This is a genomic window from Klebsiella sp. 18074 (genome assembly GCF_902705905.1).
Taxonomy (GTDB): Bacteria; Pseudomonadota; Gammaproteobacteria; order Enterobacterales; family Enterobacteriaceae; genus Klebsiella; species Klebsiella terrigena.
In genome coordinates this window covers 57,515-76,173 of record NZ_CACSIS010000007.1, presented here as the reverse complement: position 1 = coordinate 76,173, position 18,659 = coordinate 57,515, and the positions used below count along the sequence as shown (strand labels likewise).

The window sequence follows — 18,659 nt, the reverse complement described above, 5'->3', positions numbered from 1 at the left end:
TAAAGATGAAGGAACTGACATGCGATTCCCCAACCAACGTTTAGCGCAGCTGTTTAGCCTGCTGCAAAACGAAACGCTGCCGCAGGATGAACTGGCGCAGCGGCTGTCAGTTTCTACCCGTACCGTACGCGCCGATATCACGGCGCTTAACGCGCTGCTGCTGCCCTACGGGGCGCAGTTTATGCTTATCCGCGGCAGCGGCTATCGGCTCAACGTTGACGACCCGACCCTGTACCAGACGCTGGAGGAGACGGCGCCGAAGGCGCAGCATATTCCGCGTACCGCGCAGGATCGCATCAACTTTTTGCTGATACGCTTTTTGACCTCGGCCTTTTCGCTCAAGCTCGAAGATCTCGCCGACGAGTGGTTCGTCAGCCGCGCCACGCTGCAGAGCGATATGGTGGACGTGCGCGAACGTTTCCAGCGCTACCAGCTGACCCTCGAGACGCGCCCGCGGCACGGCATGAAGCTGTTCGGCAGCGAAGTGTCGATTCGCGCCTGCCTGACAGACCTTCTGTGGGAGCATGCTCAGCAGGGCGGACTGCCGCTGCCGGTGGATAAAGGCGGCCTGAGCGCGGAGGGTTCCTCCTGGCTGGCGCGCGAGCTGCAGGAGATCCTCACCCGCCACCACGTCCGTCTGACGGATGAGGGCGAGCGCTTTATCCGCCTCTACAGCGCGGTGGTGGTGCGTCGCGCCAGCGAGGGCTATCCGCTGGCGGAATTTAGCGCTGAAGACGTGGCGCAGAACGTGCGCGATGCCACAAGAGAGCTGGTCGGGATGCTGCAGCAGCTGGCGGGGAAGGCGCTCTCCGCGGCGGAAGAGGAGTGGCTGTGCGTGCACCTTGCCGCCCGCCAGGTACAGGACGTCGATCCGGGCACCATCAGCGCCGATGACGACGAAGCGCTGGTGAACTACATCCTGCGCTATATCAATACCCAGTATAACTACAACCTGCTTGATGACGCCCAGCTGCACGCCGATCTGCTGACCCATATTAAGACCATGATCACCCGGGTGCGCTACCAGATAATGATCCCCAATCCGCTGCTGGATAACATCAAGCAGCACTATCCGATGGCGTGGGATATGACCCTGGCGGCCGTCTCCAGCTGGGGGAAATACACCCCCTATGCGATCAGCGAAAACGAGATCGGCTTCCTGGTGCTGCACATCGGCGTCGGCCTCGAGCGGCACTACAATATCGGCTACCAGCGCCAGCCGCGCGTGCTGCTGGTGTGCGATACCAGCAACGCGATGGTGCGGATGATCGAGGCAACCCTGCAGCGCAAATATCCGCAGCTGGAAATTGCCGCCACCCTGTCGCAGCGCGAGTACGAGCTGCTTGAAGCCGTTGCCGAGGATTTCGTGATTTCCACCGTGCGCATCGGTGAAAAGGATAAGCCGGTGGTCACCATCGCGCCGTTCCCGACGGATTATCAGCTGGATCAGATCGGTAAGCTGGTGCTGGTGGACAGAACCCGTCCGTGGATGCTGGATAAGTATTTCGATGAGGCCCATTTCCGGGTAATCGACACCCCCATCGATCGCCAGACGCTGTTTGCCGAACTGTGCTGGCAGCTGCAGGAGGAAGGTTTTGTCGACGCCGGTTTTTATGACTCGGTTGTCGAGCGTGAGGCCATCGTCAGCACCATGCTCGGCGACGGCATTGCGCTACCGCACGCCCTCGGTCTGCTGGCGAAAAAAACGGTGGTCTACACCGTGATTGCCCCGAACGGCATGGTCTGGGGCGACGAAACCGCCCATATCATCTTCCTGCTGGCCATCAGCAAGAGCGAGTATGAAGAGGCGATGGCGATCTACGATATTTTCGTGACTTTCCTGCGCGAACGCGCGATGACCCGCCTTGCCGCCACCGGCAGCTTTGACGAATTTAAAACCGTGGCAATGGAGTGCGTCAGCCGCTTTTAAGCGCGGCTAGCGCAGATGGTGCACCACCTGGTTGCTGCTGCCGCGCCAGATAAGCATCGGGTCTTTTAGATCCTGCACGAACTTGCCGTCGACCAGCACGTTAATCAGGTCGACCACCGCCATCTGCGCGTCGTTGAGCTCCTCAAGCCTGTAGCCCGTCCACATCCAGATATCCTTCCCGGGACACTCGGCGCGAATGCGCTGCACCAGCGCGAGGATCTCCGATACGTTCTGCGGATGCAGGGGATCGCCGCCGGAGAGGGTGATCCCCTGGCGCTGAATGCGCGTGTCGTTGAGGTCGGCGATGATGCGGTCGGCCATTTCGGTGGTGAACGGCAGGCCGGAGCTGAGCCGCCATGTGCTCTTGTTATAGCAGCCGGGGCATTCGTGGACGCAGCCTGAGACGAACAGGGTGCAGCGGGTGCCGGGGCCGTTGACGATATCGACAGGGTAGTACTGGTGATAATTCATTGTTTCCTCTTCTCATTTGACGCTGTAGCGGCGTTGGCTGCGCTCGCCCGCCCGGGTCACTTACTACAGTAAGCTCCCCGGGGCTTACTTGTTTGCCGCCTTGCTACAACGCCAACTGAGTTGAGGAAACCCACATGGCAGCATGGGGTTCCTTCGTTTGCCGCCTTGCTCTGACGCTAATGGATTTGCAAAAACGGCGGAGTGCGGCCATTTCCCGGTACGGCAGTGGTAGCCCGGATAAGGCGCTATGCGCCGCTATCCGGGAAGAGCTCATTGCTCTTTAACCGATCTGCCCATTCCCCAGGTGCTTAATGCGTCGTTTAACTTCTTCCTGCTTGCCGGCGTTGAACGGACGGGCGTCCGGGCTGCCGAGATAGCCGCACACGCGGCGGGTTACCGAGACGCGGGCCGCATCGTGGTTGCCGCATTTCGGGCAGGTAAACCCTTTGCTGGTGCACTCGAACTCGCCGGTAAAGCCGCACTCGTAGCATTCGTCGATTGGCGTGTTGGTCCCGTAGTACGGCACGTGCTGGTAGCTGTAGTCCCAGACGTCTTCCAGCGCCTTCAGGTTGTGCTGAATGTTCGGGTATTCGCCGTAGCAAATGAAGCCCCCGTTAGCCAGCGGCGGGTAAGGCGCTTCGAAGTCGATCTTATCGTAAGGGTTCACCTTCTTCTCGACGTCGAGATGGAAGCTGTTGGTGTAGTAGCCCTTATCGGTCACGCCGCTGATGACGCCAAACTCGGCGGTATCGAGGCGACAGAAGCGATCGCACAAGTTTTCACTCGGCGTGCTGTAGAGGCTGAAGCCGTAGCCGGTCTCCTCCTTCCACTGCTCCACGGCGTCGCGCATGCGCTTGACGATGGCGATGCCTTTCTCGCGCAGCGCGTCGCTGTCGTACATATGCTGGTTGCCGGAGAGCGCGTTGATGGTTTCGTGAATGCCGATATAGCCCAGCGAAATCGACGCGCGGCCGTTTTTAAAGATATCCGCCACGTCGTCGTCCGCCTTCAGGCGTACGCCGCAGGCGCCTTCCATATAGAGGATCGGCGCGACGCGGGCCTTCACCCCTTCGAGGCGCGCAATGCGCGTCATCAGGGCTTTGTAAGCCAGCTCCAGGCGGCTGTCGAGCAGCTTCCAGAAGGCCGCTTCGTCACCTTTGGCTTCCAGCGCAATGCGCGGCAGGTTCAGGCTAATCACGCCGATATTGTTACGACCCTCGTGGATCTGCTCGCCATCTTCGTTTTCCCACACCCCGAGGAAGCTGCGGCAGCCCATCGGCGTTTTAAACGAGCCGGTGACCTTCACTACCTGATCGTAGTTGAGGATATCCGGATACATGCGCTTGCTCGCGCACTCCAGCGCCAGCTGCTTGATGTCGTAGTTGGCGTCGCCGAACCGGTGGTTCAGGCCGTCGCGAATGGCGAAGACCAGCTTCGGGAACACCGCCGTTTTGCGGTTTTTACCCAGACCGGCAATGCGGTTGCGCAGAATGGATTGCTGAATCAGACGCGATTCCCAGCTGGTGCCGAGGCCAAAGCCAAAGGTGACGAACGGCGTCTGGCCGTTGGCGGTGTGCAGGGTATTGACTTCGTATTCCAGCGACTGGAAGGCGTCGTAGCACTCTTTCTCGGTACGCGAGCGGCCGTACTCTTCGGCGTTCGGGATCTGCCACTCTTCGGCGATTTTACGATGCTTCTTGCAGCTTTCGGCCACGAACGGCGCCAGCACTTCATCAATACGGTTGATGGTGGTCCCGCCGTAAATATGGCTGGCGACCTGGGCGATAATCTGCGCCGTAACCGCCGTGGCGGTAGAGATAGATTTCGGCGGCTCGATCTCGGCGTTGCCCATTTTAAAGCCGTGGGTCAGCATGCCCTTGAGGTCAATCAGCATGCAGTTAAACATCGGGAAGAACGGCGAGTAGTCGAGATCGTGATAGTGGATCTCGCCGCGTTCGTGCGCCTGCACCACGTCGCGCGGCAGCAGGTGCTGGCGAGCGTAGTGTTTGGCGACAATCCCGGCCAGCAGGTCGCGCTGGGTGGGGATCACCTTACTGTCTTTGTTGGCGTTTTCGTTAAGCAGGGACGAGTTGGTTTGCTCTACCAGGCCGCGAATCTCCTGGTTCAGGCGGCCGCGTTTTTCACGCTCGATATCGCGATCGTGGCGATATTCAATATAGGCGCGAGCCAGCTGCTTCCACGGACCGGACATCAGCTGGTTCTCAACGGCGGTCTGGATTTCGCTGATATCGACCTGAGCCCGGTTCTGCATTTGCTGGCTAACGACTTCTGCGACGGTGGCGCAATAGTCTGCGTCATCGACTCCCGCTGCTTTAGCTGCACGCAGAATTGCTTCCTTAATGCGCTCTGACTTAAACGGCACTTTGCAGCCATCTCGTTTCATCACATGCGGTGTCATGATCACTCCATACTTTATAGAACAGGTTATCCACAGAGGCGGAAGGTATACCGAGGTCGCGAGGGGCTATAGCTGCCGCCGTTTTCCTGCGGTTCCGGCCCGTTTTATCCACATCCCACCACCGCCTGAGTACGATGGGCTGTGTCGACATAATAGACGATTAATACAATATGTAGGGCCGGGACGCATTTTAAGTTCTATATGTAGTGATTTGCATCAAAGATGTTTGCGATTTTATTGATGCAGGACAAAGTAAAAAGGTGAGAGTACGGATGATGGGCGCTTGCGCTAAATGTAAATTTATCTGCTTAAAAAACAAGCATAAAAATGTCGTGACGCCGCCCGAGCAGGCGCCAGGCGGTGCGGCTCAGGCAATGAGCGTATCGTTCAGCAGATCGACCAGCAGCAGCAGGGCGTAGCGAGCCAGCTGCGGGCTATCGGGGAGCGGAATAATCCCGGCAGCCATGTTGGCCAGGGCGTGGTTTTCCGGTGCCAGGGCGATGATGGTTACCCCCTGGGTTCGCGCCTGCAGGGTCGCGCTTTGCAAAATATTGTCCGCGCCGGCGGTGACCAGCACCAGCAGCAGGTGATCGTCGCTCAGCGTCGAGGCCGTCATGCGCATCAGGGCGCTGTCCTGGCACAGGTTGATGGCGATGCCGGAAGGCAGCAGCTGGTGCTGCAGCAGCGTGGCGAGGGCAACATCCTGGGCGCCGAGCGCGAAGCAGTGCACGGCGCGCGCGGTCAGCAGGCGGGATTTGAGCTTCTCGACCGCCGCCTCCGAGGTCTGCGCCAGCTGCCGGGTCAGCGTATCGCCAAGATAGCTCAGCCTGTCGCGCCAGGCGGCGGGCAGGGCGTGGCTGTTCGGGCTCACCCAGCTAGTCCGGCGCTCGCTGGCCTGCGCCAGCTGCTTGCGCAGATCGCGAATATCCTCGCAGCCAACGGAGCGGGCGAAGCGGGTGATGGTGGCCGGACTGACCCCGGCACTGGCGGCCAGTTCATCGATGGACGCGCTGGCGGTAAAGCTCAAATTTTCCAGAATAAACGCCGCAACCCGCGACTCCTGGGTGCTAAAGCGCACCAGCCCTTGCTGTAACTGACCTACGATATCCATCCTGACCTTCCCTTTCCCCAGAACATCACGTTGAAAATATTTTTCACTTACCGCCTGCGCCTATTTATAGCACCAGCCCAAGGTATTTCCTATGGTTTCGCCGGTAATCGGCTAAACGGCGCGAGCAATAATGATCAAAAATTACGTTTCGATCACATTGGTGAAAATTATTTTCATATAGCCTTCACTTTCACACAATCTTAACAATATATTCGCTGAGGCCCTAACGGGCGAGGTCATAAATCCATCAGGGGGAGAGGTCATGCAACGAATCGTTCTGTGCTGTGCAGCAGGTATGTCAACCAGCATGCTGGTAACGAAGATGAAAGCCGAGGCGCAGCAGCGCGCGCTGTCGCTGGATATCTACGCGGTGGCGGTAGCGGAATTTGAGCGCGAACTGGCCAACGCCGACGTGATCCTGCTGGGGCCGCAGGTGAAGTATGAGGCCGGACGCCTGAGCGCGCTGGCCGCCCCGCACGGAAAAGCGGTCGCGGTGATCGATATGGCCGACTACGGCATGATGCGCGGCGCGGCGGTACTTGATAAGGCGCTCGCGCTGCTTAATTCCTGATTTTTCTCTCATATCCCTGAACCATCACGCGCGCTCACGTCAACCGCGCGCGGCTCTCTGCATGCCGAAAGAGGTCTCTATGCAAGCACTAAAAATTGCCGTCATTGGCGGCGGCAGTAGCTATACGCCGGAGCTTATTGAAGGAATTATCGTTCGTTATGAACAGCTTCCGGTCACGGAGCTGGCGCTGGTTGACGTTGAATCAGGCAGGGAGAAGGTGGAAATTATCGCCGCGCTGACGCGGCGGATGCTGACCCGCAAAGGGCTGGAGCAGGTTACAGTCAGCGTCCACTTTGCGCTGGACGAGGCGATCCGCGGGGCCAGCTTCGTCCTGACCCAGCTGCGCGTCGGGCAGCTGGCGGCGCGGGCCGGCGACGAGCGCCTCGGGCTGAAGTACAACCTGCTGGGTCAGGAAACCACCGGCGTGGGCGGATTCGCCAAAGCGCTGCGCACCATCCCGGCGATCCTTGAGGTGGCGCGCAAGGTTGAGCAGCTGGCGCCGCAGGCGTTTATCCTCAACTTCACCAACCCGGCCGGGATTGTCACCGAGGCGGTGAGCCGCTACAGCAAGGCGAAGATTATCGGCCTGTGCAACGTGCCGATTAATATGCAGCACATGATTACCGGCATGCTGGGCGCGAAGGAGGAAGAGGTTAACCTGCGCTTTGCCGGGCTCAACCATATGGTGTGGGTACATAAAGTGATGCAGGGGCGCGAAGACGTGACCCGCAAGGTAATCGACATGCTGTGCGATGGCCAGGCGCTGTCGATGAACAATATCAAAGAGCTGCCGTGGCCGGCGCCGTTCCTGCGCGCGCTGAACGCCATTCCCTGCCCCTATCACCGCTATTTTTGGCTGACGCCGGCGATGCTGGCGGAGGAGATCGCGGCGGCAAAAACCAAAGGCACTCGCGCCGAGCAGGTGATGAAGGTCGAGCAGGAGCTGTTCGCGCTGTACGCCAACCCGGCCCTCGATGAGAAGCCGGAGCAGCTCAGCTTCCGCGGCGGCGCCTGGTACTCCGAGGTTGCCGTGGAGCTCATCAACGCGATTCATAACAATCTGGGCAAGGAGATGGTGGTGAACACCCGCAACAACGGGGCGATTCACGGCCTGGACGATGACGCGGTGGTGGAAACCAACAGCATTATTGATGCCCAGGGCGCCCGCCCGCTGACCTTCGGCGCGCTGCCGCCAGCGATGAACGGCCTGACGCAGCAGGTGAAGGCCTTTGAGCGGCTGACCATTGAAGCCGCGGTACACGGCTGTCGCGATAGCGCGCTGCTGGCGCTGGTGACCAACCCGCTGGTGGGCAACGTCACCGACGCGCAGGCGCTGCTGGACGAAGTCTTAACCATCAACCGTCAATGGCTGACGCAATTTAACTGACCGTTATTTCCTTTGGGGATCGTCTTATGTCGAACACTACGTGGATTGAACGTTACGTCATGCCTGCGGCGTTGAAAATCGCCGGGCAAAAGCACGTCCTGTCGGTGCGCGACGGCATTATTCTGAATATGCCGTTTATGCTGATAGGCTCATTTTTCCTGATTTTCGCCTACCTGCCCATTCCCGGCTATGCCGATATGATGAGTGGCCTGTTCGGCGACGTCTGGCGCGATAAAATTCTTTATCCGGTCAAAGCGACCTACGACATTATGGCGCTGATATCGAGCTTCGGGATTGCCTACCGGCTGGCGGAGAAGTACCGCACGCTCGATCCGCTGACCGCCGGGGCCATGTCGCTGGTTGCCTTCGTGATGACGATCCCGCAAAGCACCCTGTTTATGCCGGTACACGGCACGGCGGAAGTGGTCAAAGGGGTGATCCCGGTTGGGCTGGTGGGCAGCCAGGGGCTGTTTGTTGCCATCGTGATTTCGCTGCTCTCCACCGAGATTTATCGCTTTGTCGCCGGCCGTAACCTGGTTATCCGCATGCCGGACGGCGTGCCGCCGGCGGTGGCGAAATCGTTCCTCGCGCTGATCCCTGGCTTCTGCGTGCTGGCGGTGGTGCTGGCGCTGCGTCTGATCGTCGAAGCTTCGCCGTTCGGCGACATTAACAGCATGATCGCCACCATTATCGGCATCCCGATGCACCACATCGGCGGTACGCTGCCGGGGATGATCTTCTCGGTTATCCTGATCGGCATTCTGTGGACGCTGGGGCTGCACGGGGATGCCATCGTACTGGTGTTTATTCAGCCGGTGTGGCTGTCGAATATGTCGGAAAACCTCACCGCGTTTCAGAACGGCCAGCCGATCCCGCACATCATTACGCAGCAGTTTTACGATCTGTGGATTGCCCCCGGCGGCACCGGGGCGCTGCTGGGGCTGGTGCTGTTTATGCTGTTCAGAAGCCGCAGCCAGCAGATGAAGCAGCTGGGTAAAATCGCCGCGCCCGGCGCGCTGTTTAATATCAGCGAACCGATGGTGTTCGGCATCCCGCTGGTGATGAACCCCTATTTCTTCCTGCCGTTTATTCTGACGCCGGTTCTGCTGGTGATTGTCTCGTACACCGCGATGGCGACCGGGCTGGTCGCTCCGCCGGCGGGGATTGCGCTGCCGTTTACCACGCCGATTTTTATTAGCGGCTATCTGGCAACCGGCGGGCATATTTCCGGGACCATTTTGCAGGTGGTGAACCTGACGATTTCGCTGGTGGTTTACTATCCGTTCTTCCGGGCGTGGGATCGCCTGAAGGCGAAAGAGGAACACGCCTCGACCCGCCAGGAGGCCAGCAGCGCGCTGTCAACGGCCGACAGAGTCTGACGACAAAGGCGCGGCGCCAGTCCGGGCTACCCTAACGTAGCCCGCTCAAGCGCTGCGCCAGCCGCGGCGTCGCCTTACTCCTGCAGCCACCACACGGCTTCAAACGGACGCAGGGTCATGGCCGCCGGGCGATTCGCCGCTTCCGCGTAGTTGCTCATCAATACCCGCCAGTCGCCCTTGATCTCATCCGGCTGCCAGTTCTGGAATTCACGGCTCAGGTTAGCCACCACCACCAGCGTTTGCCCCTGCCACTGACGGCGATAGCACCACAGAGACGGATGCTCCGGGCAAAGATCGAGATAGTCGCCCCAGGTCAGCACCGGCGTGTTTTTGCGCAGCGCGATCAGCTGCTGATAGGCATAAAACACCGAATCAGGAGCGGCCAGCGCCGACTCGGCGTTGATGTGGCGATAGTTATCGCACAATGCAATCCACGGCTCGCCTTCGCTGAAGCCGCCGTTCTCGCGGCCGCTCCACTGCATCGGCGTCCGGCTGTTGTCGCGGGATTTGCTGGCCAGAATCGCCAGCAGCTCGTCGGGCGCCTGCCCCTGGGCGGCACGCTCAATAAACATGTTGTGGCTTTCGACGTCGCGATAGTCGCTGATTCGCGAGAAGTGCGGATTGGTCATGCCAATCTCTTCCCCCTGGTAGATATAGGGGGTGCCCTGCATCCCGTGCAGCACTATCGCCAGCATTTTGGCCGCCGGAACCCGGTATTCGCCCTCGTCACCGAAGCGCGAAACGATGCGCGGCTGATCGTGGTTACACCAGAACAGCGCGTTCCACGCGCGGTTGTGCATCCCCTGCTGCCAGTGGCTGAACAGCGCCTTCAGCGCCACGTAGTCAGGACGCGCGAGGCTCCATTTTTCGCCGCCGGGATAATCCACCTTCAGGTGGTGGAAGTTAAAGGTCATCGACAGCTCCTGGCCCTCCTGCGCCGCGTACTGCTGGCAGTGCTCCAGGGTGGTGGAGGACATCTCCCCGACCGTCATCAGATTGCGCGGGGTGAAGACGTCGCGGCTCATCTCCTGCAGGAATTCGTGCACGCGCGGGCCGTCGGTATAGAAGCGGCGGCCGTCGCCCTCGGCGTCGGACGGGAAGGTCTGCTCTTTCGAGATCAGGTTGATGACGTCGAGGCGCAGGCCGTCAACGCCGCGGTCGGCCCAGAATTCGCAGACCTTTTTTAGCTCCGCGCGCACGGCCGGGTTTTCCCAGTTGAGGTCCGCCTGCTCGGCGGCGAACAGGTGCAGATAGTACTGGCCGCTTTCGGCGTGCCACTGCCAGGCGTTGCCGCCGAATTTTGAGCGCCAGTTATTCGGCGGGGTGGTGGGCTCGCCGTCGCGCCAGATATAAAACTGGCGGTACGGGCTCTCTCTCTTTAACGACTCGCGGAACCAGGTGTGGGCGGTTGAGGTGTGGTTAAGCACCATATCCAGCACGATGCGGATGCCGCGCGCTTTCGCCTCGGCCACCAGCTCGTCAAAATCATCCAGCGTGCCGTAGGTTGGATCGATGGCGGTGTAGTTCGCCACATCGTAGCCGTTATCCACCTGCGGAGAGACGTAGAACGGAGTCAGCCAGATGGCGTCCACGCCGAGCTTGTGCAGGTAGTCGAGCCGCGCGGTGACCCCACGCAGATCGCCGGTACCGCTGCCGGTCGTATCCTGGAAACTCTTCGGATAGATTTGGTAAATAACGCCGTTTTGCCACCAGAGGGGAAGGGTATTCATAGTGCTTTCCTGCGACAACGAGGGGGCGCGTTTGCGCCCCGGAAGGAAGATAAAATCAGACAATCTGCAAGGTGCCCTGGCGGAATTTGCGCTGGTACACGAAGGTCGTGAGAACAATCGGCACGACGACGGCGATAGCCATTGCCAGGCCGTAAACCTGCCAGTAGGTCGGCTGGATGGAGAGGATGCCCGGCAGGCCGCCGACGCCGATCCCGTTCGCCATCACGCCGTTCAGGCCGCACAGCAGCCCGGCGAGGCCGGAGCCGACCATCGCGCAGAGCATCGGGAAGCGGTACTTCAGGTTGATGCCGTACATCGCCGGCTCGGTGACGCCAAGGTAGGCGGAGATCGCCGCCGGGACGGAGATTTCACGCTCATTCTGCTTGCGGCTGGCGATAATAATGCCGACTACCGCCGAGGCCTGGGCGATGTTGGACAGCGCAATCAGCGGCCACACCGGCGTACCGCCCATGCTCTGAATCATCTGCATATCGATAGCCAGGGTGGTCTGATGGACGCCGGTAATCACCAGCGGCGCATACAGGAAGCCGAACAGCGCGGCGCCAATCGGCGCGAAGCTACCGGTCATCAGATGGCGTACCGCGAAGGCCACGCCGTCGCCGATCATGCGGCCAAACGGGCCGATAAAGGCATGAGCAAGGAACACCGCCAGGATCAGGGAGCACACAGGGACGATGACCAGGTAGAGGTAGTCAGGCACGATGCGCTTCATGCGCGTTTCGATAAAGCCCAGCGCCAGGCCCGCCAGCAGGGCCGGGATCACCTGCGCCTGATAGCCCACTTTAGCGATGGTAAACAGGCCGAAGTTCCATACTTCCGGTACCTGCTGGCCGAGCATATAGGCGTTCATCAACTGGGGAGAAACCAGCGTAACGCCCAGCACGATGCCGAGGATCGGCGTGCCGCCCATTTTCTTCACCGCTGACCAGCAGATGCCGACCGGCAGGTAGAAGAAGATGGCTTCGCCAATCAGCCACAGGAAGTCATAGATCGTTTTCAGCGACGGGTGCATTTGCGCCAGCGTCTGGCCGTTGCTCATCGGCAGATCGCCGATTACGTTGCGAAAGCCGAGGATCAGGCCGCCGCTGATCAGCGCCGGCAGCAGCGGGAAGAAGATCTCGGCAAAGTGCGAGATCAGCTGCTCGTGCCACTTCATGTTCTGCCGCGCGGCCTGTTTGGCCTGCTCTTTATCCGCCGAGGCCTGGCCGGTGGTGGCCAGCAGCGCCTTGTAGTAGTCGTCCACGTCCGTGCCGATCACCACCTGGAACTGCCCGGCGTTGGTAAAGCAGCCCTTTACCATGCGCAGCTGTTCAATATCTTTCGGCCTGGCGATGGCCGGGTTATTCAGTACAAAGCGCAGACGGGTAATACAGTGGCTGACGGTGGCGATGTTGTCGCGCCCGCCCACCAGTTCGATTAATTTATCGATGTCCTGCTGATTTACTTTACTCATTGTGAGGCCTCAAAACAGAGGGAAGAGATTGCGTAATGAACTGAGACGAATCCTAACCGCTCCGCTTCGTTTGCAAAATGGGAACGTTCCCGAAACGCAGCCACGATCACATAAATCCTGCCGACGAGATTAAATCAGCGCCGCGGGAATGACGATTTGACGAGGGTTAGCGTTGCCAGCGATCTGTTCGATCAGCTGCCGTGCCGCCTGGCGTCCGGCCTCGGCGTAGCCCGGATCGACGGTGAGAATTTCCGGGTGCAGGAACTTCATCAGCGGCGTGCTGCCGACGCTGGCGATCTGCAGGCTGTCGATGCGCTGCTCCTGCAAGTACTTGCTGGCGCCAAGGGCGAGGGTATCGGTGGCGCACAGCAGGGCGCTGGTGTCGGCGCCGAGAACGCTGGCGACGTTTTCATAACCCTGCTTCATGGCGAGGCCCGGCAGCGCGGCGGTGGGCGTGAGCCGGTGCTGCTGGCAGAAATCGAGGTAGGCCTGATGGCGGCGCTGGCCGGTGGTGACGTCGCTGTGCGGCACCCCGAGGAAGCTGATATGGCGATGGCCGCGATCGTAGAGGCGCTGCATCAGCATCCTCACCGCCCCGTCGTCGTCGTAGCAGACCGAGGCGAAGCCCGGCGCGTCGCGGGCCAGCAGCACCAGGGTTTCGCGCCACGGTGTGAGCATCTCTTCGGTAATGCCGGTAAAGCCAAACAGCACCACGCCGTCGACATGGCGGCGGGCGAGGATCCTGAGATGTTCGCCGACCAGCGCCGGGGAGAACTGGCTCTCCATCATAATCGGATCGTAACCCTGCTCGTAAAAAGCGGGCAGCATGGTCTGCACGGCGAGGTTTTCCGACAGCGAGTCCAGACGGGTGACGATAATCGCCACCACCTTATCGCTCTGACCGCGCATGGCGCGCGCGGAGCGGGAGGGCGAGAAGCCGTGCTGCTGCATAACCGCTTCCACCCGCTCGCGGGTGCGCTCGTTGACGCCGCTTTCATTGTTGAGCACGCGCGATACCGTCGATTTCCCGACGCCGCTTAAGCGCGCGATATCTTTGATGGTCAGCCGGTTTTGCATGCAGGATTCTCGCGATGGTCCGATTAAATTGAGCCTAATGCTACTCAACCAGACCGCAATGAGCAAAGTCTGGTTTACGTCCGGTAGCTGATCCGCTGCCCTTTGTGCCTCCTGTCGGGGCAGCCGCTGTGCCAGGCCGCGGCAGCTATTCCGATACAGATCACATTTTCGCGATTTCTTTGCGGGAATTTAACTTTTATATATGAAACCCGCAAAAAGCAACCTAACTATATTGCGCTGATATTAAATAATATTTTTGCCATCAATAACCGCAGGGTCTTTTTGACTTTTACCTGTAAAAGCATGGGGCGAGCGGGAGCGAAGATTCTATTTACTCACTCACAAACGGAGGATTTTGCCGGCATCTTGCGGCTAATTGACGGGATCGCCACATCAATTACACTGCCGCTAACTCTCACCTTTTCTGGAAAATGGGCGCAACGTAATGAAAAAATATCGTAGCCAGACGTGGTTTGGACGCAAGGATAAATCAGGGTTTATTGCCAGAAGCTGGTTAAAAAATCAGGGGCTGCCCAATGATATTTTTGATGGTCGCCCGGTTATCGGGATTTGTAATACCTGGTCTGAATTAACCCCCTGCAACGCGCATCTACGCGATCTTGCCGAGCAGGTCAAAATGGGCGTTCTCGAAGCCGGCGGGGTGGCTTTTGAGTTTCCGGTGATGTCGCTCGGGGAAGCGCTAATGAAGCCGACGACCATGCTGTTCCGCAACCTTGCCAGCATGGATGTTGAAGAGTCGATTCGCGCGAATCCCATTGACGGCGTGGTGCTGCTCACCAACTGCGACAAAACGACGCCATCCTGCCTGATGGGGGCGGCCAGCGTGGATTTACCGACGCTGGTAGTGAGCGGCGGACCGATGCTCAACGGCAAATATCGCGGGGCGGATATCGGTTCCGGCACCGACTTGTGGAAATTTAGCGAGGACCTGCGTGCGGGCCTGATGAGCCAGGCCGAGTTTGACGAGGTGGAAAACGCCATGTCGCGCAGCCCCGGCGCCTGCAATACGATGGGCACCGCGTCCACGCTCTCCTGCATGGTCGAGGCGCTAGGCATGTCGCTGCCGGGTTCGGCCGCCATTCCCGCCGTTGACGCCGCGCGTCGTCGGGTCTCCCGGCTGTCCGGCCGGCGTATTGTCGAGATGGTGAAAGAGGATCTGTGTATGTCGCAGATCCTGACCCGCGAGGCTTTCCAGAACGCCATCGTCGTCAATGCGGCCATCGGTGGCTCCACCAACTTTATCCTGCATCTTCTGGCGCTTGCCGGGCGGATCGAGGTGCCGCTGACGCTGGAGGATTTTGACCGCTTTAGCCAGAACGTTCCCCTGCTGGCAAACCTGAAACCGTCGGGGGAGTTTCTGATGGAGGATTTCTACTACGCGGGCGGCGTTCCGGCGGTGATCGGCCAGCTTACCGACAAGCTGCATAGCCAGGTGCTGCAGTGCAACGGCAAAACCCTGGAGGAAAACTACCGCGAGGCGGCGATTTTAAACGAGCGCGTCATTGCGCAGCGGCACAATGCGCTGCTGGATGACGCCGGAACGATTGTGTTGAAGGGCAACCTTTGCGCCGACGGCGCGGTGATAAAGCCTTCGGCCGCGACGCCGGCGCTGCTCAACCATACCGCGCGAGCGGTCGTTTTCGAGAACATCGAAGATTATAACCGACGCATCAATGACCCGGATCTGGACGTGCGGCCCGACGATATTCTGGTGCTGAAGGGCGTGGGGCCAAAGGGCTATCCGGGCATGCCGGAAGTCGGCAACTTTGGCCTGCCGCTGAAGATCCTGCAGCAGGGCGTGCGCGATATGGTGCGCATCTCGGACGGGCGCATGTCGGGCACTGCATTTGGCACGATTGTCCTGCACGTCAGCCCGGAATCGACCATCGGTGGAACCCTGGCGGTGGTGGAAAACGGCGACATGATTGAGCTGAACTGCCGCGAGCGCCGGCTGACGCTGCACGTCAGCGATAGCGAACTGAGTAGGCGTAAAGAAAACCGACCGCAGGAATATCCTGATTATCCCCGCGGCTACGCCAGCCTTTATATCCAGACGGTGCTGCAGGCGCACACCGGTGCCGACCTGAACTTTTTATCGGGTAAGTCAGGTAGTGAAATTAAACGTGAACCCCATCCTGAATAATACACAGAGGAAATATTATGAGCCACGCCTGGTCAGATGATGAAACGTTATTTGCATTAGCAAAAGAAAAGCTCTTTGTTGCATTAGTGGGGGATATTCTGGATTCAATGGGATTACTCCATCAGTTTTTATCGCCGCAGTTAAAACCGATTGATGCCAATATGGTTATTATTGGCCGGGCGATGCCGGTACTCGAGGCAGATTATTTCCAGCAAAGCGCTCCGGGCCATAATTCACTCAGCGAAAAGCCGTTCGGCTTAATGTTTCACGCGCTGGACGATCTGCAAAAGAACGAAGTTTATATTTGTGCGGGCGGGTCGCTACGCTATGCGCAATGGGGCGGGTTAATGTCGACCCGCGCCATGCAGTGCGGGGCGGCCGGAGCCGTCATTCATGGCTACCATCGTGACAGCAATGAAATTTTGGACCTCGGTTTCCCGGTGGCCTCCTTCGGCAGCTACGCGCAGGATCAGGGACCGCGCGGCAAGGTGGTTGACTGGCGCGTGCCTATCGAACTGGACGGCGTGCGGGTTGCGCCTGGCGACGTGATTTTTGGCGACCGCGACGGCGTGCTGATTATCCCTGCGCAGGCGGTGGATGAAGCCTTCCACGGGGCGTTTGAAAAGGCCAAAGGTGAAAATGAAGTGCTGCACGCGCTGAGAAAAGGCATGAGTACCGTCGAGGCCTTTGATAAGTTCGGTATTATGTAAGCGTTATTTCAGGGCGCCTCACGACTTTATTCTTTTAACAGGTTTATATCGCACCATAATTATTTGATGAACTAAATTAAGGATGCAATTATGTATTCTGCAGACGGTCGCATGGAAAAGACGACGATAAATAAAATTTCCGCCAAAATAATACCGATCATGGTGATGCTCTACGTGATTGCCTATATCGATCGGCAGAATATCGGTTTTGCCAAGCTCCATATGGCGGAAAGCCTGTCGCTGAGTGAAACCGCCTACGGCCTTGGCGCATCGTTATTCTTTATCGGCTATTTATTATTTGAAGTTCCGGGCAATATCATACTGCATAAAGTGGGCGCCCGCCTGTGGTTTGCGAGGATTATGCTGACGTGGGGCGCCATTACGGTTTTAATGGCTTTTACCACCAGCGCCAGCATGTTTTACGTTTTACGCTTTTGCCTCGGCGCCGCCGAGGCGGGCCTCTATCCCGGCCTGCTTTATTACATGACCCGCTGGTTTCCTTTGTCATACCGTCCTCGGGTGGTGGGCTATCTGATTATGGCTAGCCTCGCGGCGAACCTGATCGGGGCGCCGCTTAACGGCGCGCTGTTAAGCATTCATGGCATATTGAATCTTGAGGGCTGGCAGTGGATCTTCATTGGTACCGGCCTGCCGGCGCTGCTGTTTATTATTCCGGTCCTTTTTTGGCTGCCCGATACGCCGGAAAAAGCCCGCTTTCTGAGCGCGGAGGAAAAGGCCTGGCTTGGGGCGATGCTGCAGCAGGAGCAGAGCCGGGACCGGGATCGTCAGGTGAACGGCGTGCTGAAAACGTTGAAAGACGTGCGGGTGCTGCTGCTGGCGCTGGTGCTGGGCTTTATTTCCTTTGGCGCCTACGGTCTGAGCTACTGGATGCCAACTATTGTGAAAGGGTTTGGCGTATCCGATATGACCAACGGGCTGATCAACATGATCCCCTGGCTGATGGCGATGCTGCTGCTCTGGTGGATGACACGCAATCCGGCGCGGACCTCCGATCCGGTGAAAAATATTGCCCTGCCGATGCTGGTGGCCGCGCTTTTCCTTGCCGGCAGCGCGTTGTTTATCGCCACGCCCTGGCTAAGTTTTTTATGCATAACCCTGGTTATTATGGCTATATTCTCAATTCAGCCCTGCTTCTGGACCCTGACGCGGTTTTTAGGCGGCTCGGCGGCAGCGGCCGGATTAGCGGCGATAAACTCGCTGGCTAACCTCGGCGGCTTCTTTGCTCAGAATACCGTTCCGGCGGTACGCGATCTGACGGGAAGCGTCAGCGCCCCGATGTACTATTTGGGCGGGTGTATGGCCATCGGCTGCGTGGTGACGCTATTGACGATTCGCTATCTGCACCGGCGCAGCGATGACCAGGATCCGCTGCCCCATACCGATTCGCCACAGAAAGGAGCGTTATGACCGATTATCGAGCCCCGGCGCTAAGCCGGGGTTTACGCGTACTGGAATATTTGTCGGCGTCGGGGGTCCCCATGACGATGGGGGAGATTAGCCTGGCGCTCAGCCTTTCCTTTAACCAGCTATTCCGGATTATTCAGTGCCTGGAAGAGGAGGGGTACCTCAGGCAGGATGCCCGACGCTATTATCATTTGACCGATAAACTCCCCCTCACCGGCCAGTACCGCTATATCGAGCAGCTGGCGCAGTCGGAACGCTGCCAGCAGCTGATGAAAGACTTCACCTGGCGTACCAATCAGCCGTGCCACCTGGCCGGACTGCGGGACGATCGGGTGGTAGTTATCGCCCATCGTCACCCGGACTTCACCCCGGCGATTAGCGCCAGAGAAGGGTCGCTGCTGCATACCATCCGCTCAAGCTCGTCGCTGGTGCTTTTGGCCTTCGCCAGCGACCAGGATAGCTGGCGTTTGATCCGCCATCACGCGCTGGATACGGCGTTACGCGGGGAGATGGCCGAGCAGCTTGCGCGCATAAAATCCCAGGGCTTTGCCGAAATCCCCCACGATCGCATTATTGGGCTGACGTCGGCCTCATGGCCCGTTTTCGGACCGGATAGCTACGCCCACGCGGTGATTACCTGCCCGTGGTTCGATCGGCTACCGGGAGACTATGAAGAGACAAAGCAGGCCCTGGGCGAAATGGCGACGGCGCTGGGGGATGCGCTTGCGGCGCTAATGCGTTCGCGATGCTGAACGCGTGATAAACCGGTCTGAACGGCTGCGCGTATACGTTTGGTTTAGTTACGCGGGGT

Annotated in this window: 14 protein-coding genes; 8 read left to right on the top strand and 6 right to left on the bottom strand. The window is 59.0% G+C overall.

All coding sequences use genetic code 11. From position 1 onward, the window contains the following. Window positions 1-19 precede the first annotated feature (19 nt). Window positions 20-1,930: a transcription antiterminator gene (locus tag GVK32_RS08925; protein WP_159867484.1), complete on the top strand. Its 1,911-nt coding sequence runs from the start codon at window positions 20-22 to the stop codon at window positions 1,928-1,930. Window positions 1,931-1,936: 6 nt separating this feature from the next. Here GVK32_RS08925 and nrdG read toward each other — a convergent pair whose 3' ends face one another. From nrdG to GVK32_RS08910, 3 genes are all read right to left on the bottom strand, one after another. Then, window positions 1,937-2,401: an anaerobic ribonucleoside-triphosphate reductase-activating protein gene (nrdG, locus tag GVK32_RS08920; RefSeq protein WP_159867482.1), complete on the bottom strand. Its 465-nt coding sequence runs from the start codon at window positions 2,399-2,401 to the stop codon at window positions 1,937-1,939. Window positions 2,402-2,681: 280 nt separating this feature from the next. After that, window positions 2,682-4,820, bottom strand: coding sequence for an anaerobic ribonucleoside-triphosphate reductase (gene nrdD, locus GVK32_RS08915; RefSeq protein WP_159867480.1), 2,139 nt, complete (start codon window positions 4,818-4,820; stop codon window positions 2,682-2,684). Between the two features lie 367 nt (window positions 4,821-5,187). Beyond that, on the bottom strand, window positions 5,188-5,931 hold the full coding sequence (locus GVK32_RS08910; RefSeq protein WP_041143770.1) for a MurR/RpiR family transcriptional regulator: 744 nt from the start codon (window positions 5,929-5,931) through the stop codon (window positions 5,188-5,190). 262 nt (window positions 5,932-6,193) lie between these two features. On the opposite strand from GVK32_RS08910, the gene GVK32_RS08905 reads away from it, so the two are divergent. From GVK32_RS08905 to celB, 3 genes are all read left to right on the top strand, one after another. Next, complete coding sequence (locus GVK32_RS08905) at window positions 6,194-6,502, top strand: PTS sugar transporter subunit IIB (protein WP_041143771.1); 309 nt, start codon at window positions 6,194-6,196, stop codon at window positions 6,500-6,502. 79 nt (window positions 6,503-6,581) lie between these two features. Further along, a complete protein-coding gene (locus tag GVK32_RS08900) occupies window positions 6,582-7,889 on the top strand; it encodes a 6-phospho-beta-glucosidase (RefSeq protein WP_159867478.1) in 1,308 nt (435 codons plus the stop codon). 26 nt (window positions 7,890-7,915) lie between these two features. After that, window positions 7,916-9,268, top strand: coding sequence for a PTS cellobiose transporter subunit IIC (celB, locus tag GVK32_RS08895; RefSeq protein WP_159867476.1), 1,353 nt, complete (start codon window positions 7,916-7,918; stop codon window positions 9,266-9,268). A 74-nt stretch (window positions 9,269-9,342) separates the two neighbouring features. Here the strand turns inward: celB and treC are convergent, their stop codons facing one another. From treC to treR, 3 genes are all read right to left on the bottom strand, one after another. After that, entirely contained in the window at window positions 9,343-10,998 is a 1,656-nt protein-coding gene (gene treC / locus GVK32_RS08890; RefSeq protein ID WP_159867474.1) for an alpha,alpha-phosphotrehalase, read from the bottom strand. Between the two features lie 55 nt (window positions 10,999-11,053). Next, window positions 11,054-12,472 (bottom strand): PTS trehalose transporter subunit IIBC, encoded by a 1,419-nt coding sequence (treB, locus tag GVK32_RS08885; protein WP_041143774.1) that lies wholly within the window; start codon window positions 12,470-12,472, stop codon window positions 11,054-11,056. Between the two features lie 129 nt (window positions 12,473-12,601). After that, window positions 12,602-13,549: a trehalose operon repressor TreR gene (gene treR / locus GVK32_RS08880; protein WP_159867471.1), complete on the bottom strand. Its 948-nt coding sequence runs from the start codon at window positions 13,547-13,549 to the stop codon at window positions 12,602-12,604. A 445-nt stretch (window positions 13,550-13,994) separates the two neighbouring features. Between treR and GVK32_RS08875 the strand changes: the two genes are divergently transcribed. The 4 genes from GVK32_RS08875 (at window position 13,995) to GVK32_RS08860 (ending at window position 18,600) form a co-directional block, all read left to right on the top strand. Continuing rightward, complete coding sequence (locus GVK32_RS08875; RefSeq protein WP_159867468.1) at window positions 13,995-15,713, top strand: IlvD/Edd family dehydratase; 1,719 nt, start codon at window positions 13,995-13,997, stop codon at window positions 15,711-15,713. 17 nt (window positions 15,714-15,730) lie between these two features. Beyond that, complete coding sequence (locus tag GVK32_RS08870) at window positions 15,731-16,423, top strand: RraA family protein (protein ID WP_159867465.1); 693 nt, start codon at window positions 15,731-15,733, stop codon at window positions 16,421-16,423. A 90-nt stretch (window positions 16,424-16,513) separates the two neighbouring features. Then, window positions 16,514-17,851: an MFS transporter gene (locus GVK32_RS08865; protein WP_159867462.1), complete on the top strand. Its 1,338-nt coding sequence runs from the start codon at window positions 16,514-16,516 to the stop codon at window positions 17,849-17,851. Next, window positions 17,848-18,600, top strand: a complete 753-nt coding sequence (locus GVK32_RS08860; RefSeq protein ID WP_133601054.1) for an IclR family transcriptional regulator — start codon at window positions 17,848-17,850, stop codon at window positions 18,598-18,600. Before GVK32_RS08865 ends, GVK32_RS08860 begins: the two co-directional genes overlap by 4 nt. Window positions 18,601-18,659: the final 59 nt, after the last annotated feature.

Excerpts from the sequence above, each read along its gene's own strand:
- GVK32_RS08905 (WP_041143771.1), top strand. The coding sequence starts at position 6,194 with ATGCAACGAATCGTTCTGTGCTGTGCAGCAGGTATGTCAACCAGCATG.
- treB (WP_041143774.1), bottom strand. The coding sequence starts at position 12,472 with ATGAGTAAAGTAAATCAGCAGGACATCGATAAATTAATCGAACTGGTG.
- nrdD (WP_159867480.1), bottom strand. The coding sequence starts at position 4,820 with ATGACACCGCATGTGATGAAACGAGATGGCTGCAAAGTGCCGTTTAAG.
- GVK32_RS08870 (WP_159867465.1), top strand. The coding sequence starts at position 15,731 with ATGAGCCACGCCTGGTCAGATGATGAAACGTTATTTGCATTAGCAAAA.
- GVK32_RS08860 (WP_133601054.1), top strand. The coding sequence starts at position 17,848 with ATGACCGATTATCGAGCCCCGGCGCTAAGCCGGGGTTTACGCGTACTG.
- nrdG (WP_159867482.1), bottom strand. The coding sequence starts at position 2,401 with ATGAATTATCACCAGTACTACCCTGTCGATATCGTCAACGGCCCCGGC.
- GVK32_RS08875 (WP_159867468.1), top strand. The coding sequence starts at position 13,995 with ATGAAAAAATATCGTAGCCAGACGTGGTTTGGACGCAAGGATAAATCA.
- celB (WP_159867476.1), top strand. The coding sequence starts at position 7,916 with ATGTCGAACACTACGTGGATTGAACGTTACGTCATGCCTGCGGCGTTG.
- GVK32_RS08925 (WP_159867484.1), top strand. The coding sequence starts at position 20 with ATGCGATTCCCCAACCAACGTTTAGCGCAGCTGTTTAGCCTGCTGCAA.
- treC (WP_159867474.1), bottom strand. The coding sequence starts at position 10,998 with ATGAATACCCTTCCCCTCTGGTGGCAAAACGGCGTTATTTACCAAATC.
- GVK32_RS08865 (WP_159867462.1), top strand. The coding sequence starts at position 16,514 with ATGTATTCTGCAGACGGTCGCATGGAAAAGACGACGATAAATAAAATT.
- treR (WP_159867471.1), bottom strand. The coding sequence starts at position 13,549 with ATGCAAAACCGGCTGACCATCAAAGATATCGCGCGCTTAAGCGGCGTC.
- GVK32_RS08910 (WP_041143770.1), bottom strand. The coding sequence starts at position 5,931 with ATGGATATCGTAGGTCAGTTACAGCAAGGGCTGGTGCGCTTTAGCACC.
- GVK32_RS08900 (WP_159867478.1), top strand. The coding sequence starts at position 6,582 with ATGCAAGCACTAAAAATTGCCGTCATTGGCGGCGGCAGTAGCTATACG.